The sequence below is a fragment of the Pseudoduganella sp. GW821-FHT12E03 genome, assembly GCF_058807115.1.
On the sequence record NZ_JBXAQJ010000012.1, the window covers coordinates 236,197 to 253,808 of the forward strand.

At 60.2% G+C, this 17,612-nt stretch carries 14 protein-coding genes; 2 read left to right on the plus strand and 12 right to left on the minus strand.

Annotated features, from left to right (window positions below):
• Positions 1 to 25 precede the first annotated feature (25 nt).
• The 5 genes from AC1RRC_RS27455 to AC1RRC_RS27475 all read right to left on the minus strand — a co-directional run bounded on the left by AC1RRC_RS27455 (position 26) and on the right by AC1RRC_RS27475 (position 7,938).
• Positions 26 to 1,873: a glycoside hydrolase family 28 protein gene (locus AC1RRC_RS27455; RefSeq protein WP_493058785.1), complete on the minus strand. Its 1,848-nt coding sequence runs from the start codon at positions 1,871 to 1,873 to the stop codon at positions 26 to 28.
• A gap of 5 nt (positions 1,874 to 1,878) precedes the next feature.
• Positions 1,879 to 3,444 (minus strand): pectinesterase family protein, encoded by a 1,566-nt coding sequence (locus AC1RRC_RS27460; protein WP_493058786.1) that lies wholly within the window; start codon positions 3,442 to 3,444, stop codon positions 1,879 to 1,881.
• Positions 3,441 to 4,241 (minus strand): rhamnogalacturonan acetylesterase, encoded by an 801-nt coding sequence (locus AC1RRC_RS27465; protein WP_493058787.1) that lies wholly within the window; start codon positions 4,239 to 4,241, stop codon positions 3,441 to 3,443. The genes AC1RRC_RS27460 and AC1RRC_RS27465 overlap by 4 nt, the downstream gene beginning before the upstream one ends.
• A 54-nt stretch (positions 4,242 to 4,295) precedes the next feature.
• The gene (locus AC1RRC_RS27470) at positions 4,296 to 6,989 is read right to left on the minus strand and encodes a TonB-dependent receptor (protein WP_493058788.1); all 2,694 of its coding nucleotides are present in this window, start codon (positions 6,987 to 6,989) and stop codon (positions 4,296 to 4,298) included.
• Between the two features lie 241 nt (positions 6,990 to 7,230).
• Entirely contained in the window at positions 7,231 to 7,938 is a 708-nt protein-coding gene (locus tag AC1RRC_RS27475; RefSeq protein ID WP_493058789.1) for a FadR/GntR family transcriptional regulator, read from the minus strand.
• A 184-nt stretch (positions 7,939 to 8,122) separates the two neighbouring features.
• On the opposite strand from AC1RRC_RS27475, the gene garD reads away from it, so the two are divergent.
• Together garD and AC1RRC_RS27485 are read left to right on the plus strand one after the other, a co-directional pair.
• Entirely contained in the window at positions 8,123 to 9,694 is a 1,572-nt protein-coding gene (gene garD / locus AC1RRC_RS27480; RefSeq protein ID WP_493058790.1) for a galactarate dehydratase, read from the plus strand.
• 69 nt (positions 9,695 to 9,763) lie between these two features.
• Positions 9,764 to 10,570 carry an NAD-dependent epimerase/dehydratase family protein gene (locus AC1RRC_RS27485; RefSeq protein WP_493058791.1) on the plus strand — a complete coding sequence of 269 codons (807 nt, stop codon included), beginning with the start codon at positions 9,764 to 9,766 and terminating at the stop codon, positions 10,568 to 10,570.
• 72 nt (positions 10,571 to 10,642) lie between these two features.
• Here AC1RRC_RS27485 and AC1RRC_RS27490 read toward each other — a convergent pair whose 3' ends face one another.
• The 7 genes from AC1RRC_RS27490 to AC1RRC_RS27520 all read right to left on the minus strand — a co-directional run bounded on the left by AC1RRC_RS27490 (position 10,643) and on the right by AC1RRC_RS27520 (position 17,494).
• The gene (locus tag AC1RRC_RS27490) at positions 10,643 to 13,027 is read right to left on the minus strand and encodes a CPBP family intramembrane glutamic endopeptidase (RefSeq protein WP_493058792.1); all 2,385 of its coding nucleotides are present in this window, start codon (positions 13,025 to 13,027) and stop codon (positions 10,643 to 10,645) included.
• Positions 13,024 to 13,761: an ABC transporter ATP-binding protein gene (locus AC1RRC_RS27495; protein ID WP_493058793.1), complete on the minus strand. Its 738-nt coding sequence runs from the start codon at positions 13,759 to 13,761 to the stop codon at positions 13,024 to 13,026. Before AC1RRC_RS27495 ends, AC1RRC_RS27490 begins: the two co-directional genes overlap by 4 nt.
• Positions 13,762 to 14,593: 832 nt before the next feature.
• Positions 14,594 to 15,133 carry a hypothetical protein gene (locus AC1RRC_RS27500; protein ID WP_493058794.1) on the minus strand — a complete coding sequence of 180 codons (540 nt, stop codon included), beginning with the start codon at positions 15,131 to 15,133 and terminating at the stop codon, positions 14,594 to 14,596.
• A 397-nt stretch (positions 15,134 to 15,530) separates the two neighbouring features.
• Entirely contained in the window at positions 15,531 to 15,998 is a 468-nt protein-coding gene (locus AC1RRC_RS27505; RefSeq protein WP_493058795.1) for a hypothetical protein, read from the minus strand.
• Between the two features lie 198 nt (positions 15,999 to 16,196).
• Complete coding sequence (locus AC1RRC_RS27510; protein ID WP_493058796.1) at positions 16,197 to 16,544, minus strand: hypothetical protein; 348 nt, start codon at positions 16,542 to 16,544, stop codon at positions 16,197 to 16,199.
• A gap of 18 nt (positions 16,545 to 16,562) precedes the next feature.
• Positions 16,563 to 16,997, minus strand: coding sequence for a hypothetical protein (locus tag AC1RRC_RS27515; RefSeq protein ID WP_493058797.1), 435 nt, complete (start codon positions 16,995 to 16,997; stop codon positions 16,563 to 16,565).
• Positions 16,998 to 17,089: 92 nt separating this feature from the next.
• The gene (locus tag AC1RRC_RS27520) at positions 17,090 to 17,494 is read right to left on the minus strand and encodes a hypothetical protein (protein WP_493058798.1); all 405 of its coding nucleotides are present in this window, start codon (positions 17,492 to 17,494) and stop codon (positions 17,090 to 17,092) included.
• Positions 17,495 to 17,612 lie beyond the last annotated feature (118 nt).

A 17,612-nucleotide genomic window follows, 5' to 3' on the forward strand; every position in this document is an offset into this window, starting at 1 on the left:
CCCGGGGTGTGACATGTGATGCTGGTTAGCCCGCCAGCTCGGTGTTATGCACCTTGCCGCCGATCGTCACGTTCTTCAGCTTCAAACCCTTGACGTTATACAGATACCACGGCGCCTTCTCGTTGACCGGCGTGCCGAAATCGCAATCGGTGATCGTCACATTGGTGACCGGCAGCACGGTCGGCATCGGTTGCGGGCCGTTGTAGTCGGACGCCACAGGACCCAGCACCACGATGGCCTGGAAGCACGATGCCTTTTGGCCGGACTTGGTTTGCACATTGCCCACCTTGACGTTGGAGATATGCACATTGCTGACCACCGGCGGACGGGTGCGCACGCTGTCGGCGGTCGGCGTGTAATCGCAATCGAAGGTCACGACGGCGCCGGCCGCCGTGGCCACCGTGCGCGAGGCGATCGGCGAACCGGGCAGCGAGGCGTAGAACGAGGGCGACGTTTGCACGCCGTTGGGAATCGAGATATTGCGCACGTAGAAATTGCGCAGGTAGCCGCCCCGGTTCATGTTGGTTTTCAGGCGGATCGCCGTGTTCAGCGGGTTGGTTTTCCAGTGCTTGTTTTCAAACACCAGGTCTTGCGCATACACGTTCTGGATCCCGCCCGCCATTTCACTGCCCAGGGTCACGGCGCCATGGCCCGCGTGCATGGTGCAGTTCTGGATCACGATGTTTTGCGACGGACCGTATTGCGTATCCTGGTTCTTGCCCGCCTTGATGGCGATGCAATCGTCGCCCGCGTCGAATTCGCAGCCTTCGATCAGCACGTGGTCGCACGATTCCGGATCAAAGCCATCGCTGTTCGGGCCATGGCTGTTCATGTACACGTTGCGCAGCACGATGTTGCGGCAGTGGACCGGGTGGTGTTGCCAGAACGGCGTATTGGTGACCTGGTAGCCCTGCAGCAGCACGTTGGTGCAGCCGACGATATGGATCATCGACGGGCGCAGGTAATGGCCCAGCCCGAACACGCGGCGCGGCAGCGGCACACCGGCTTCCGACAGCGCCGGCAGGTAGTGTTCATCGGCGCGCCATTTATTGCTGTCCCCCTGGATCAGCTTGCGCTCGTCATCGGTCAGGTTGGGCGCCACTTCCGCCATCGATTTCGGATTGATGGGGTTTTCCATGTTGGCCGCGATCGAACCGGGCTTGTAGCCGGGCGTGTTGGTTTGCGACACCGCGTTAATGGTGCGGTTCTTGCCCTTCCAGGTCCACCAGCAATCCGGGCTGTTTTCAAACGGCACGCCGCCCTGGCCGTTCAGGATGCTGGTCCAGTCGTCGCCGGTCAGCGCGATGTTGTCCTGGCCATACGCATAGATCATGGATGCGAAATTCAGGCAGTCATTGCTTTGCCAGCGCGTGATCACCAGCTTGCCGTGTTTGCCGCAATCGACGTCGCCATACTTCGCATAGTCTTCCGGGTTGTTGCTGAAGTAGACGTGCGCGCCTTTGTTCAGGTGCACGTGCACGTTCGACAGCAGCACGATCGGGCCCGCGCAATACCAGTTGCCGGCCGGGATAACCACGCGGCCGCCTCCCGCCTTGTGGCATGCGGCAATCGCGTCGCGGAACGCGGCATAGCAATCCTTCGATCCTTTGACCGGCGTATCGACCGAGGCTTCGTCGTCATGCGATACCCACGCCTTGACCTTGGTCAGCTGGCACTGGCTCGCGCCAAATTCGGTGACGAGGAAATCCTGTTTGCGGAAAGAAGTCGGGTTGGCCAGTTTTTTCGCGATGTCCGCGGCGCGCAGCCACGGGTCCTGTTCGGTGGCGGCGATCGACGGCGCGCCGGCCATGGCCAGGGCGGCGGCGGGGGAGGTTTTCAGCAGGGTGCGGCGCGACTGGTTGATGGTTTTCATGGGTGTCATTGTTCGTCAGTGTTGTTGTATTCAGCCAGGAATGGCGCGGCCGGTTGCGGCGCGCGGGCGTAGCCAAGGTCTTGCACGGGATCGATGCCGGCCGCTTTCAGGTTGGCCCAGTAATCATCGGAGTTGAACTGCGCCGGACGGTAGGGCAGGGTGCCGTTGCGGTTCCAGTCCGACCACGGGCTGGCGCGGTGGATGTGGCGGCCGATGCGCGAGTTGAGCACCACCATTTTTCCCACGGTTTCCAGCACGTTCGGCGTGATGGTGCCATGCGGCGCGCTGTAAGCGCTGACGTCACCGAGCACGCAGCGGTAGCCGTCCACCGGCACCTTGCCATAGGGCGTGCATTTCTGGTTGTGGAACCACTGGCGCGCCAAATGGAACTGGCCCGCCAGCGCATTTTTTGAACCGTCATGGGTAAAGGCGGACTGGTTGAACACGAAGCCATATTTCGACAGGTAGCTGGTATTCGGCGCCCCGACATACGCGGTGCTGCGGTCGCCCAGGGTGCGGATTTCCGACTTCAGGAAATACGCGGTGCTGTCGCCGAAAATGAAATCCACGTCGCCTTCGATATACGTGCGGTGGAAGAAGCTGCGCACGGTGTCGCGCTGGCGCTGGTGGACGTCGCGGTTTTTCAGGTACAGGGTATCCTGGAAACCAATCAGGCGCACATTTTCAAACTGTACCTTGTCCGCGCCTTCCACCTGCAGCGCCACCGCCTGGTGGTGCACGACATTTGCCTGCGGGTTCACGTCATTGCGGCCGCACGGGCGTTCACCGCATTCTTCGCGCGCATTGCCGACGTCCTTGTTGTAGCCGTTGGCGATGGTGAGGTTGCGGGCCTGGAAGCCGTGGTTTTGCACCCACATGGTTTGCGAGCCGCCGGTGCCGATATTGCCCTTGCCGCTTGCCGCGCGTTGCTTGACCAGCGCATGCATGGCTTGCACATCGGGGTGTGCCTTTTCAAACTGGGGGCCGTATTGAACGGCATAGGCGTCGCCTGCCACTGCGGCATCGAGCCTGGCCGTGATGACGGTGTCGCCCGGCTGCTTGCCGTCGCCGTACAAGGTGATGGCGACCGGCGCGGCCGGCACATATACCAGCTCGCGGTACGTGCCCGGCTTGACGAGGATATGGGCGCGCTGGCGCTGTCCGGCATCCTGCAAGGCGCGGGACACGGCGGCCTGCACCGTGTTAAAGGTGCGTACGCCATCGGCCTGCGCCTTCGCATCGACGATGTAGTGCGGCGTGAACGGCGCATTGGTGGCCAGTGGATCGGCCAGCGGGTCCCATGGATCGATCCGCTCGCTGCCTGCCACGCCCACGTACTTCAAGACTTCCCGGAGCGTGAATTGTGCGGCTTGCGCGGCGCTCAATTGCGGACGGGCGGTGCCGGTCGATGCGGTGGGGCGGGCGGCGGTGCTGCTGTCTTTCACGAGAGGCTGGGCCGCTGCGGGAGCGTTGGCGGTTTCCGCACCATGCGCCATGCCGGCTGCCAGGAGTGCGGCCAGTGTTGTTGCCCGCGCAGCACGGCACAGTGGTTCCGCGCGGCGCTGCCTCATGGCTGTCCCTCGGGCCGGAATTGCGTGGCGGTGACCGGCAGCGCGGCTTTCAGTTCACGCTCGACCATGCGGGCGAAATACATGGCGCCCTTGGCGCCCAGGTGGGTGTAATCAAAGGCGCTTTTGGCGGCGCCGGCCGGTTCGATCCTGGCCAGGTCGGTCGTGGCCGGTGCAGCGGTCGCGGCGGCAGCGGGTTTGGGTTCGACGGCAAAGGTGTCGGCCTCGTCCTCGCCCATGGCCTGTACGGCGGCATAGCTGTCCGCGTTCAAGTCCAGCAGCGCGGCCTGCTGTTCGGCGGCCACTTTGCGGATCGCGGCGGACCAGGGCGCCAGGTTGTTTTCCAAAATTTTGTTCTTGAAACTGCGGCGCGTCAGCGGCGTCACCAGCACCGGTACGCCGCCCAGTGCTTTGACTTCTTGCACATAGCGCGCCATGTTGACGGGGAACTCCGTCACCAGGTCGGTCGAGCGGCCCGGTTTGCCGGGCTGGTCGTTGTGGCCGAACTGGATCAGCACATAGGTGGCGCGGTAAGCGCTGGAACCTTTCAGCAATCCCTGCACTTCATCCCAGCGGCCTTCCGCGCGGAAGCTGCCGGAACTGCGGCCACCCTTGGCCAGGTTGATGCAGGTGTCGGCGCGGATGACGCGGGCGCAAAAGGCGTCGCCGTAACCGCTGGCGGTGGCCATGGTGGAGTCGCCCACCAGGATAAAGCGCACTGGTTTGTTTTCCGCCGCGTGGGTGGAAAAAGCGGCGCTTGCACACAGTGCCAGCGCCGCGGTCATGATTTTTAGCTTCATCGGATCCTCGCTCGGCCACAACGCGGGACAATGCCGCGTCGTGGCCCGCCGTGCTTAGAAGTTGTAGGTCGCGCGCAAGTTGTACGAACGGCCGATCGGGCTGGCGGCGCTGCTCAGGTAGCCATTGGAATAGCCACTGTGGTTGGTAGCCGGTGGCGCCGAGTCAAACAGGTTGGTGATGCCGCCCGTGATCGCAATGTTCTTGAAGCCCTTGTAGGTCGCCGTCAAGTTCCATGGCTTGTACGAATTGATGTCGCGCCAGTATTGCTGCGCCACCAGGTTCTGGTCTTCATACTTCGAGTTGTAGTTCTGCGTCATCTGCGCCGACCAGTTGCCCAGTGCCCAGTTCAGCTTCAGGGTATGCTTCCAGCGGTACGTGATGATCGGGAAGCTGCTGGTGGTGCCGTTGCTGGCCAGGCCGAAACGGCCCACGTTCGAGATGAAGTCGGAATCCTTTTCCAGCTGGTTGTCGAACTGGGTCAGGTAGGTGCCGTCGAGCTGCACCTTGAAGTCGCCCCAGGTCGACGAACGCGGGAACGAATAGGACGCCGAGATGTCGATGCCGGCCGCCTTCTGGCCACCCAGGTTCATCGTGACATTCTTGATGTAGTTGATGGTGCCGTCGGCGTTACGCACGAAGAACGACTTGTACTTTTCCGGGTTCAGGAAGTAGACCTGCTCCGGCAGGTTGGCCAGCATGTCGGTCATGCGGATGTTCCAGTAGTCAACCGACACGGTCATCGACTTGGTTGGTTCCACCACCACGCCCAGGGTCCAGCCCTTCGATTTTTCCGGGGTCAGGTCGGCGTTGGAGCCGGTCTGTTTCGGCAGCGTCGCATTGCACACTTCCGACGCGACGTAGCCTGGCAGCGCCTTGCCGGTGTTGGCCACGCCTGGGGTGCCGCCCGGGCACAGTACCGGGTCATCCCAGCGCGCGGCGGTGCGGGTGGTGGCGCCAGGCAGGCGGTAGCCATACGCGTCGAACAGGGTCGGTGCGCGGAAGCCGGTGTTGGCCGAGCCACGGAACATCAACTGTTTCGATGGCTCATAGCGGAAGCTGGCCTTCGGGTTGAAGGTGTTGCCGAAGTCACTGAAATAGTCGTCGCGGCCGGCAAAGTTCAAGGTCAGCTGCTTGGTCAGCGGAATATCGATTTCCGCATAAATAGCGGACACGTTGCGCGAACCTTCGCCGTGCGATGCGCTCGAGTTCAGGTACGTCACGTCGTTCTGGATCGCCAGCTTGTCGTCACGCGTGGTTTCGCGGTGGAAGTCCAGGCCGACCGCCACGTTCATTTCGCCGCCGGCCAGGTTCATCACCGGCCGCGTTGCGCTGAAGTCGACGCCGGTGTAGGTGGTGCGCGAATCGCGGTTTTTCTGGCCATCGACGGAAACCGTCTTCAGGTAAGCCAGGCCGCTCTGGTCTTGCAGCCCGAACGGGTTCAGCGCGCCGGACTTCAAGCCATCGAGCAAGCCCTGGCCACGGAAGAAGCCGTTCTGGTAATAGTTTTCGCGATCGCTGATGCCGATCACCAGGCCGGCGCGGGTATCCCAGCTGCCCCAGCGATTTTCATCGGAGACGGCCAGGCGCTGGTTGATCTGCTTGTCCTTTTGCACGGCCACGCCATAGTCGGCCACGGCCCACGTCACGGTCAGCGGTTCGCCTTTCAGGCCAGCCACGGCAGGCACGCCGCCGCTGGCGCCCGGATACCATTTGCTGGTCGATGGCAGGGTGGCGGAGACGCCGTTGACGGCGACCGCGTTGGTAGGATTGCGCGCGGCCAGGATTTGTTCGGTGCCCAGCGCGTAATCGATGGTGACCGTATGGTCTTCCGAGAAGCGCTTGGTGGCGCGGGTGTAGAACGACACCTGCTGGTTGGCGTGCAACGCGGTGCCATATTCATTGGCGTTCAGGATACAGGTGTTTTTTGCGCCCTGGATCGACGATGGCGACAGGCAGCCGCTCGCGTAGTACGGGTTTTGCGCGGTCTTGTTGGTGGCCGTGGTGAAGTTGGCCGGGGTGGCGTTGCCGCCGGTGCCCAGGGTTGGCGCACGGCCCAGTTCCGTGAGTTTTGCCGCCGACGACAGTTCGGCGCGGTCTTTTTGCGCCAGGCGCGAACGCTGGTGCGCATCGATGGTGGCGTACACGTTCCAGCCATCATTGGCCAGGTTGCCCATACCGTAGGTCAGGGTGACGCGCTGTTCATCGCCGCCGCCGTCTTTTTCAGGCTGGATGTATTGCGCCGTGACGGAACCGCCTTCGACATCGCGCTTGGTGATGAAGTTGACCACGCCGCCGATCGCGTCGGAACCGTAGATCGACGATGCGCCGTCGCGCAGGATTTCCACCCGCGACAGGGCGCTCATCGGGATCACGTCCAGATTGGCGTAGCCGGCGGCAATCGCCTCGTTGGCCAGGCGGCGGCCATTCAACAGCACCAGCGTGCGGTTGACACCGAGGCCGCGCAAGTTGATGTTGGTGCCGGAGCCGGCGTTCGAGGGGGCCAGCGAGGCCGATTGTGGCAGCGCCATCATGACGTCGGCCAGGGTGGTCATGCCGCGCTCGACGAATTCCTCCGCCTTGATGGATGACACCGGCAGCGCCGCTTCGGCGGCGAGCCGTTTGATGGACGAACCGGTCACTTCGATGCGCTGCATTTCCTGCGCATGGACGGAGTTGACCAGGGTCAGGACGGCGAGGGTGATGGACGTCAGCAACAGGCGAGGCTGCACAGGGCTAGGCTTGTTCATTTTTATGTCTCCTTCAAATTCAATCAAAGTTATGCGCGGCGTTCGCTTGCGGCCCCTTGCCGCTGTCGCCATTCGCTTCATGGAGCACCTCGCGTACTCCGTGCCGCTGCCAGGAGGGCGCCTGCCTGGGCGCCGAGCTTGCAGCCGGTCGATAACTCATTCGGGACGCCCACCTTTCTTCGGAGTGGGGCAGTCCCGGGTACATCCAGTTTTTTGCAAAGCGGTACGACGTATTCCTGTGTCAGCCGCGCGAGAAAGTCCGGGTCACGCGCTCCAGGTGGGCGCGCATGGCTTTTTTCGCAGCCGCCGCATCATGCGAAGCAATCGCTTCAAAGATGTGGCGGTGGTCTTTCAAGGTTTCCTGACGCAATTCTTCGGTCTGGAAGTGTTCTTTCAGCCGGTGCCACAGGTGGCCCCGCTGGTCCCATAAATATGACAGTGATCCGACCAGCGCGCTGTTGCCGGTGGCGCGCGCAATGGCCAGGTGGAAGTTGCGGTCGGCGTGTTCGTTGCTGGCTTTGTTGGCATGGCTCGCTTCCATTTCCTGTACGGCTTTCAATATCGCATCGATCGCGCTGTCCGTCGCCACCCGGGCGGCAATGGCGGCGATTTCCGCTTCGATCAAACGGCGCGCCGACAACACTTCGAACGGACCCGGGCCGGCTTCCGGCAGCGCCGCATCCGGTTGCAGTTCGCTGACATACACGCCGGAACCGCCGCGCACTTCGATCGCGCCGCCCAGTTCCAGCGCAATCAGCGCTTCGCGCAGCGAGGCCCGGCTGACGGACAGCTTGGTGGCCAGGTCGCGCTCCGATGGCAAGCGCTCGCCGGGCTGGATGCGCTCTTCCTCGATCAATTGCTGGATACGGTCCGCCACCACGCGGTACAGGCGCGGCTCGTGCCCCGTGGTGTCTTGCGCTGCGCCGTGTTTTTTAGGGTTTGCGTTCATGGCCTGGTTCACCGGTTAGCCGATCGACTTGCTGATTGATTTTCGTTGCTGAGTTGCGATCTGGTCAGGCCATTCTAAGGTGGTCAGACCAAATATGCAATCTGGACTAGCCAAATTTTTTTATCTGGGGCATACTGAATTGGACGGGAAACAACACGTATCCAGCACCAATAAAGGAATGAACATGACTGCAGCGTCCAGCGCGAACAGCCCGCGCTACATCCTGATGCACGAAAACGACAACGTCGCCATCGTTGTCAATGATGGAGGTCTGAAGGCGGGCGCCGTGTTCGCGGACGGCCTGGTATTGCTGGAAGCGGTGCCGCAAGGCCACAAGGTGGCGCTGCGCGACATTGCCCAGGGCGACCCGGTGATCCGCTACAACGTCACGATCGGCTATGCCGCGACCGACCTGAAAGCTGGGTGCTGGATCGCGGAACCGCAAGTGACCCTGCCGCCCGCCCGTGAATTGACCGGGCTGCCGATCGCCACGGTGAAAGCGCCGGCCATGGACCCGTTGGAAGGCTATACCTTTGAAGGGTTCCGTAATCCGGACGGCAGCGTCGGCACCCGCAACATCCTCGCCATCACCACCACCGTGCAGTGCGTGGCCGGGGTGGTGGAACATGCGGTCAAGCGCATCAAGGAAGAGTTGCTGCCGAAGTTCCCCCATGTCGATGACGTGGTGGGACTGGAACACACGTATGGCTGCGGCGTGGCGATCGATGCGCCCTATGCCGATGTGCCGATCCGCACCCTGCGCAATATCAGCCTGAATCCGAACTTCGGCGGCCAGGCCATGGTGGTCAGCCTTGGCTGCGAAAAGCTGCAGCCGCAGCGGCTGTTCCCGAAAGGCTCGATCCCGATCCAGTCGGCCGGCGCGGAAGCGGATTTCGAACCGGCGCTGGTGTGCCTGCAAGACCAGGGCCACGTGGGCTTCCAATCCATGATTGATGCCATCGTGTCGAAGGCCGAACAGCAGCTCGAAGTGCTGAACCGCCGCCGCCGCGAGACCGTGCCCGCCTCGGAACTGGTGGTGGGCGTGCAGTGTGGCGGCAGTGACGCGTTTTCCGGCGTGACGGCCAATCCCGCCGTTGGCTATGCGACCGATTTGCTGGTGCGCGCGGGCGGTACCGTGATGTTTTCGGAAGTGACGGAAGTGCGTGACGGGATCGACCAGCTGACCTCGCGCGCCATCAATGCCGACGTGGCCAATGCGATGATCCGCGAAATGGACTGGTACGATCAATACCTGAAGCGGGGCGGGGTCGACCGCAGCGCGAACACCACGCCCGGCAATAAGAAAGGCGGTTTGTCGAACATCGTGGAAAAGGCCATGGGGTCCATCGTCAAGAGCGGTTCCAGCCCGATTTCCGGCGTCCTGTCGCCCGGTGACAAGCTCCAGCAAAAAGGCTTGATTTACGCGGCGACGCCGGCCAGCGATTTTATTTGCGGCACCTTGCAACTGGCGGCCGGCATGAACCTGCACATTTTCACCACGGGGCGCGGCACGCCGTATGGCCTGGCCGAATGCCCGGTGATCAAGGTCGCCACGCGCGACGATTTGGCCCGGCGCTGGCATGATTTAATGGACGTGAACGCGGGCCGGATCGCCAGTGGCGAAGCGACCATCGCGGAAGTGGGCTGGGAAATGTTCCGCCTGATGCTGGACGTGGCCAGCGGCCGCAAGACCTGGGCCGAACAGTGGAAATTGCACAATGCGCTGGTGTTGTTCAATCCGGCGCCGGTGACTTGAACAGGTTGTGGCATAATGTCATACTATGTCGTATGATGTCGTACAACTGGCAGATTTAAGGGAAAGAGCATGACGAAACCATTCAAACGCATCCTGCTGACCGGCGCCGCCGGCGGCCTCGGTAAAATCCTGCGCGACCGCATCAAGCCGTGGGCCGATGTGGTGCGCCTGTCCGATATCAGCGACATGGGCGCTGCGCGCGAAGGCGAGGAAATCGTCCAGTGCGACCTGTCCGACAAGGAAGCGGTGCTGGACTTGCTGGAAGGGGTGGAAGCGGTGCTGCACTTCGGCGGCATTTCCACTGAAAACACGTTCGAAAACATCATGTTTGCGAACATCCAGGGCACCTATAACGTGTACGAAGCCGCCCACAAGCACGGCGTGCGCCGCATTGTGTTCGCCAGCTCGAACCATGCGATCGGCTTCCACAAGACCACGGAACACCTGGACGCCGACAGCCCGACCCGTCCTGATTCGATGTATGGCCTGTCGAAGGTGTTTGGCGAACAGCTGGCCCGCTATTACTGGGACCGCGCCGGCATCGAGACGGTCTGCCTGCGTATCGGCTCGTCGTTCCCGGAACCGAAGAACCCGCGCATGATGGTGACCTGGTTCAGCTACGACGACCTGGTGGAATCGCTGCGCTGCTCGCTGATGGCGCCGCGCGTGGGCCACACGGTGTTGTACGGCATGTCCGACAACGATGGCGTGTGGTGGGACAACCGCAAGGCCGGCCACATCGGTTTCCACCCGAAAGACAGCTCGCGCCAATTCCGCCACATGTTCCCGGACACGGGCGCGTATCCGGCGCCGGATGATGCTGCGACCTTGTACCAGGGCGGGGGCTTCATCAACGACGGCCCGATGTACAAATAAGCCCGTAACCCAGAAGCCGCCATGCTGGCTTCCGCTGCGCGGAAACCATCCTACCGACTCGGCGCCGTTGGATTACCAGCGGAATTGCAATGCCACGATCGTCAGGTTATAGATCGCGTGCACGATCATCGGGGCCAGCAGCGACGTGCTGCGCCCATGCGCCCAGGCCGCGCACAGGCCCAGCACGAACACCGGCGCCATCGACCCGGCCGGATGGACGATGGCAAAGATGGCGGCGCTGCCCAGCGCCGCCGCCAGTGACGGGACCAGCCGTTGCAGTCCGGCGTGGATCAGGCCCCGGAAAATGAATTCCTCAAACACGGGCGCGGCCAGCACGGCCATGGCGGCATACCAAAGCGAACCGGTGATCGCTTCCCTTTCCCAGATGGTCCCTTGCAGCAGGTACAGGTAGACATAACCGGACACACTGGCAATCACGCCGGCGGTGACACCGGTTTTTACCGCATCGCGCACCGCGCCGATCATGCCGCCATGCAGCGCACTGGCCAGCACGGCCGGCACACCCGCCGTCTTGTAGCGCCAGTACACCAGCCGCACCACGCAGTACACCAGCGCGCCCGCCAGGGTGAACGCCAGCGCCAGGTCGCGCACATTGGCCTGCTTGCCTCCTGTGAACAGTAACAGCGCCAGCAATTGCAGGACGAAGAACGTCATGGCGGCAATCAAGCCGTCGGACAGCGCCACGCGCGGCGGTGGTGACGCGGCCGGGTCCAGCAAATAGGGCAAGGCGTCGCGCGCCTTTTGCCACAAGGCCAGCGACAGGCCGCTGGTCAGCACCATGACGGCGATGGTTTGCACCCACTCCTGGGCATAGATGCCATACACATACAGGCTGCACAGCAGCATGTACAGGTAAGAGTAAGTGGGACGGATGCGGGCGTGGGTTTCCTGTGCCAGCGGGTCGCAGGCAAACACGCCCAGCGACACCGCGATGCCGGAAAAAATCACCACGCCGGCCAGCGCGATCAGGGCCAGCCACGCCAGCTGCCAGCTGAAGACGGGCTTGAAATACAGGCCGGCCGCGAACACCAGTAGCGGATACGTCAACGCCAGCACGCCCCACAGCCGGGCTTTTTCCTTCAGCATGCTGTCCAGCGAACGGGGGAAGGTGTACAGCATCCACAGCGCATTGCCTTCCGTGTTCAGGGTCTGGAACGCCGACAGCATCAGCACATAGCTGCCGATGCCGAACGCCACGGCCGCCATCAATTGCTGGTTTTCGCCGATTTGCGCGAACGATTGCAACTGGTTGTTGAACACCAGCTGGCTGCCGACGATCACCACCGGCACCAGCAGGCTTTGCACCAGGAAGTTGCGGTCGCGGCTCAACAGGCGCAGTTCGCGCCGCTGCAAGGTGGTGCCCCAGTGCCGCGCGCGCGCCAGCCAGCCTTGCGGGGAGCCGTCCTCGTCCAGCGCCACGGCGGCGCCGGCCTTGCGTCCCGCGCTTTCACGCGCGCCGCTGCCGACCACCCCGGCGCGCAGCTGATGCTGCAATAACGCCATGCCGGCCAGCATCAGCAGCGCGGCTTGCGCCACCAGCAAGGCGCAAGCCAGCGCCGCCTGCTGCAAGGTGTGCGCCGTCAATGCCTGCACGGCCAGGCCGGGCGGCGTCCACAAACTCCATGCCGGGAAGTGGCGCGCCCAGTCATAGGTGAACGAGCCGTAGCCCATCATTGAATACGACATCGCCATGTACATGATGGGCAGGCAGGATACGGAGGCCAGCGCCTGCAGGTTGCGCAATTGCGACGGCGCCAGCGACAGCCGCAAGCCGGTATCGACCAGGGTGCGCGCCAGCGCGGCCAGCATCAGCAACAGGCTGGCCGCGGCAAAACCGCTGAGCGCCGACCACCAGCCATGGCCGCCATACCAGGCCAGCACGATACAGGCCGGCCAGACCGACATCACGCCGCTGGGGTTGGCAACGGTGCGCTCCAGCAGCCGTCCCCATAACAGCGCCTTGCGCTGCACGGGCAAGGTGACCAGCCATTCCAGGTCCCATTCCGGTTGCGCCATTTCGCGGCTGCTCAGCGGCATCAAGACACTGACCAGCCACAGCATCAAGAGTTGCAGCGTGGCCGCCGCCGCGAGTTTGGTGCTGAACGCCATGGCTTGCAGCTGGTCCATGACCAGCGACTGCACGGCCGGGTTGTTTTTCAGGCTGGCCGCCTTCATGCACGCGGGTGTATGGTCGATGGCGCAATGCAGGTTGACGATGGAACCGTTGATGATGTTAATGACCCCGGCCATCATGAAAAACGCCACGATGGGCGAGAGGATCCAGTACACGGTGCGTTTGCGCTGTGTGCCGGTGCGCTGCGGTCCCTTCTTCTTGCCCAGGCTGAAGCCATTGAGCATATTGAACAGGCGCAGCAGGCGCACGCGGGTCAGCAGCCACACGGCGCGGGCCGCGCTGTTCAGCGGCGGCGCCATCATGGCGCCTGCTCGCCGGCTTCGTCGGTAATGTTCAGGAACACTTGTTCCAGTGAACTGCCGCTGGCGGCGGCGCCCTGTAATTCATCGAGCGTGCCGCAAGCGACCAGCGCGCCGCGGTGGATGATGCCGACCCGGTCGCACAGCTTTTCCGCCATGTCCAGCAAGTGGGTCGAGACAAAGATCGTGGTGCCTTGCGCGGCGGCTGCCAGCAAGCGTTCCTGCACGTCGCGCGAGGCGCGCGGATCGAGGCCGTTGATCGGTTCATCGAGCACCAGCACCTTGGGGTTGTGCACCAGCGCGCACGCCAGCCCCAGTTTCTTTTTCATGCCCATTGAGTAATTGGCGGCGAATTCCTCGGCGGCGTCAGTCAGTCCCAGCTCATCGAGCAGGCGGTGCGCGCGGCCGCGCGCTTCGGAGCGCGCATAGCCATGCATCTCGGCCACGAATTGCAGGATTTCGCGGCCGCGCAGGTAGTCGTAGTAGGTGGGGATGTCAGGCAGGTAGCCGACGTGGCGTTTGACTTCCGCCGCATCGCGCTGGCAATCGAGGCCATCCACCAGGACCCGGCCCGCACTGGGCACCAGGATACCCATCAGCATGCGGATGGTGGTGGTTTTGCCGGCGCCGTTCGGTCCCAGGAAACCGAACACTTCGCCGCGCCGCACTTGCATGGTCAGGGGTTTGACGGCTTCAAAGCCGCCATAGGATTTGGTGAGTCCCTGGAAATCGATCATCGCTGCCCCGCTTTGCAAAAGTTTGCATGAATTATAAGGCGGGGCGGCAATGTCAGGCGGGGGGAGGGCGGTGGCCGCTTGCTGGCACTTTAGTCCTTAGGACAACGCTCCCCAGAGCGAAGCGAGACCGATGTGCTGGATTTGTGACTGCGGCCAGCGTTAAAGGTAACTGGCTGCCGGAACGCGCAGCGTGGAGGCAGTCCTGTTGACTGCTGGGTTGGGCAACAATGTACTAGTGACGAAAAGCATGAAGTATTTTTTCAATTTCATTCGGAAGTCTGCCTTCAGTTTCAACGACTTCCGTCATCAACGCATACCACCTCAAATCGTGCTCTCGTCGAATCACTCCACCGATTTGACCTAGCAAGACGGCAGCATGCTGCCAAGTGATCAGTTGCGAAGAATTGGTGAGGCGGTCCACGATCTTCGGAGCGCAGTATCCCAACCGTTCCACATCCCCTGATTCTAGCGTCCGCGTGTGGATTTCCAAGAATAATGAGTACTGACAGCTATCGGTTCCGCGGAAAACTGCAGCTAGCGAGCCACCGTCTCGGATCATTTCAATACTGTCGATTACGCTTATCGGAGGAAGCATTTCTAGGCCCATCGTAGAGCTGCGCGGCGGGCCGCCAGCGGATAATGCAAATAAATGGCAGCGCATCCCACCCGTCCGAACGAGCGAAAGATTGGACCGAGCGCATGAACGTGCCCCGAGCTGCGCAACCGAAGCCCCGAGCGCGATACCGCCACCAACCAAACGCCTGCACCTGCACCTGCCATCTTGCGCGAAGACATCATCTACATCAATTTAAGACCGTGTATCGCTTTCGGATCATTGGGCACTTTCGCGAATGCTCTCGAGCTGCTTGAGCGCGTATGCCCGATCTACTGGCATAATCAAGAAATAGCCTTGGCAATTTTTGGGACTGGCTTGCGAACCAACGTCGGTTCCATAGATTCCCTTTGCGCTGAAGCCAGCGGTCACGCCAGCTGCAACAGCTTCTCCAACAATTCGACCCACCAGTGGCTTAACTTCGAAGAATAGTTCTTCGCTCGGTTTTGATGAAACAGAAATTTCGCATAGATTCTTATCCGAACCCATCCCGACATTTAATTTGTGATCACCTGCTGTGGTATCGATGCTTGCAAATCCACCGAAAGCTACATATTTGGCGTATGTATTGTCTAAAGTAACGCGCGCGTCCCGGCCCGCAGCGGCCATTGTCTCTGTTGTTCTGAAAACGGTCAGTCTGGACTTGGATAGCCCTAATGCAACGGAGTCATGTGAAATATCTTTATAGTGTTTTCCAGATGCAGCGCACCCACTCAAAGTAAGTGCGGCAAGAATCAACATTGTAGATTTAAGTGTCATTATTTTCCTTGGCAAGGCTTGTGCGAGAAATCAAATCGCGATCCAACTTTCGGAATAACCGGCGGCTGGAGCGCGCAGCGCGTAAGCCGTCCGGTTGATTAAAGAGTTAGACTTTTGCATAAATCGAATAGAGAAGTTCACTTGCCCCAGCCTTTTTATTTTCCAGCTCACAGGCGACAATCAAGTTTCTCGTAATTAACACTGAATCCCTGTTCGATGTCGAACTGAGAAACGAAGCACCATGGAAGGAACCATTCAAGCCACTTGGAATAGTACGCCAGCCACTAACGCCTGTACCAGATTCATAGAGGGTTTGAAGAAAGTGCATTGCTACGGCATATGTCTTTCGTTCAGCGATTTGGGCTTGAAGGTCGACCATTGGATTAAGTCTAATAGTTCAGTTAAGCAGCGCCGCAGGCGTCAGCTTGAACGAATTGTTAGGTGGCATAGCTGCTATTGCCTTTGCTGCAATAGCGGGGATTTGATCTTTTGAACACTCAGCTCTGGCATGTTCAAACACACCTGTTCCGTGCTGAAAAAAAGTTCTGTCCGATTCACCAACATCAAGATCTCTGTTGCTAACTGATCTGGTCCACTGAAAGCTCGCGTTACTTAAGCCCGTTTCAATGATAGTTAAGCTCTGGAGCTCGACCCAACCAAGTTGCTCACCACTGTCCTTAGCCCTAAACGAAATAACGTGAGTGCCATGGTAGGAGTCAACCTGGAAATTGGCTTCTGGCGATTCGAAAGCTCCACCTCCACCATTCACCCAATATTTCGCTTCTCCGCCGCAGGAAACTACTACAAACGAAATGGTTGCAGTATGTTTACTCCTATCAGCCGTCATTCCACTATATTCAAACATCCCGCTCCAAGTTCCGTTTGGGATATTCGCATCTGAATTCCGCTGAGTAGCTTGGGTGGCACATCCCGCTAATAGAAATAATGCAAATAGTGCAAATAGTGCTCTCAATTTTCACTTCCTAACGTTCAAAAGTAACTGGCTGCCGCAACGCGTAGCGTGGAGGAAGTCCAGTTGACTGCAGGGTTAGAGCTTGTCGTCTTATGGGCAATCATGAACAATGGAATTAACCTTAAAATCTTTCAACTCTTCGCCCCAAGTGACTATACGGCGACATTTTCCAGACCGCTTAAAGACGAATGAGAAAACTGGCTTATCGGCGGCACAACTATCCAGCTCCGGATATTTTCTTTGAATCTCTTTCACCCAATCCATCATCTGTGGATCCGGATGATGAAATGGGATCCACCCCTCTTTCATCATTTTGGTACGCGCAGATGCGTAGCTCTTTCCCACCAGCGCATCAGGCACATCTGGACGGGCCACAGCACTTTGCATCAAAGGCACAAACCCTGCAACGATCAAACAGTAACGAAATAGTGCTGCCATAGCTGCTAACGTGCAAAATTAACCGGCGCGCTTTAGCGCGTCCGGGTTGAATGCGTGGTTCGACGAGTTAGCGGCTGCAAACACCTTGGCCGCACCCAACACCTTTACCAACGACTGCCGACTTTTCGGTGATTTTAACTCGCCAGGCAAGCGGCTTAACCAATGCTGATTTGGACCAGTCTTGAGACCACTGGCCTCGGAAAGGCATCGAGAGGTAGGCAAGACTGTTTGCGACAGGACTTCAATGTAATGCTCAAGCTGCGCAACGGAGCTAAACAGAAGCTCGTACTTTTCAAATTCAACGTGCAGTACAGGAAAGCCCTTGTGCGGGACCGCCAGTGGCGCTGGCGGCGCGAAAGTACCCGGCTCCCCGTCGACTGGTCGATGCACCCAGAACGCGCCTGGGACATTACGCCAGTCAGATGCATAGGTGAAGTGAAAGTTGCCGCTCATTTCTTAAATGGCCGAACGTTCGGTTAAGCGGCGCGCGTCAGCGCGTCTGGCGGAACGAAGTGGAGCGAACTTGAACACATTGTTAGCCATGTTTACCACCATTTCTCATATTCACGTAAGTGCTCGAGCATTTCCGAAACTTCAGCGGCATAGCCTTTCAGCTCGATGACCGTCGATGAAGCTTCCATAGTGTCCGACGCCCGCACCGTAGTAATGATAGTCCCGCCGTCGCGTGCGACTCGCACAATGGGCCGCTCGCTCATATCCAGAAGCGTTGCAGCGCCCAAATCAAGAGACCGTAATTCGGATAGCTGGTCTTCGAAATCACGAAGTGCGTCAAGTGTGAACCAACACTCCCTAATTTGAATAGTCGCCTCTTGAAATGGCATAGTGAGTCTTGCAAGGACATCAAAAGCCACGGACGGCAACCGATCTTCCACTTGAACAGGCTCAAGCGAAATTTGCAATTCTCTAGAAGATGCAAGCACAAGGGACATAGGCGCTAATAACGTTGTAATAACCGGCCGCCGGAGTGCGAAGCACGGAGGGGACCCAAGCGCGCAGCGATTGGGCGGTCCGGTTGATTAAATAGTTGGCGCGGCCCGACCACTGCAC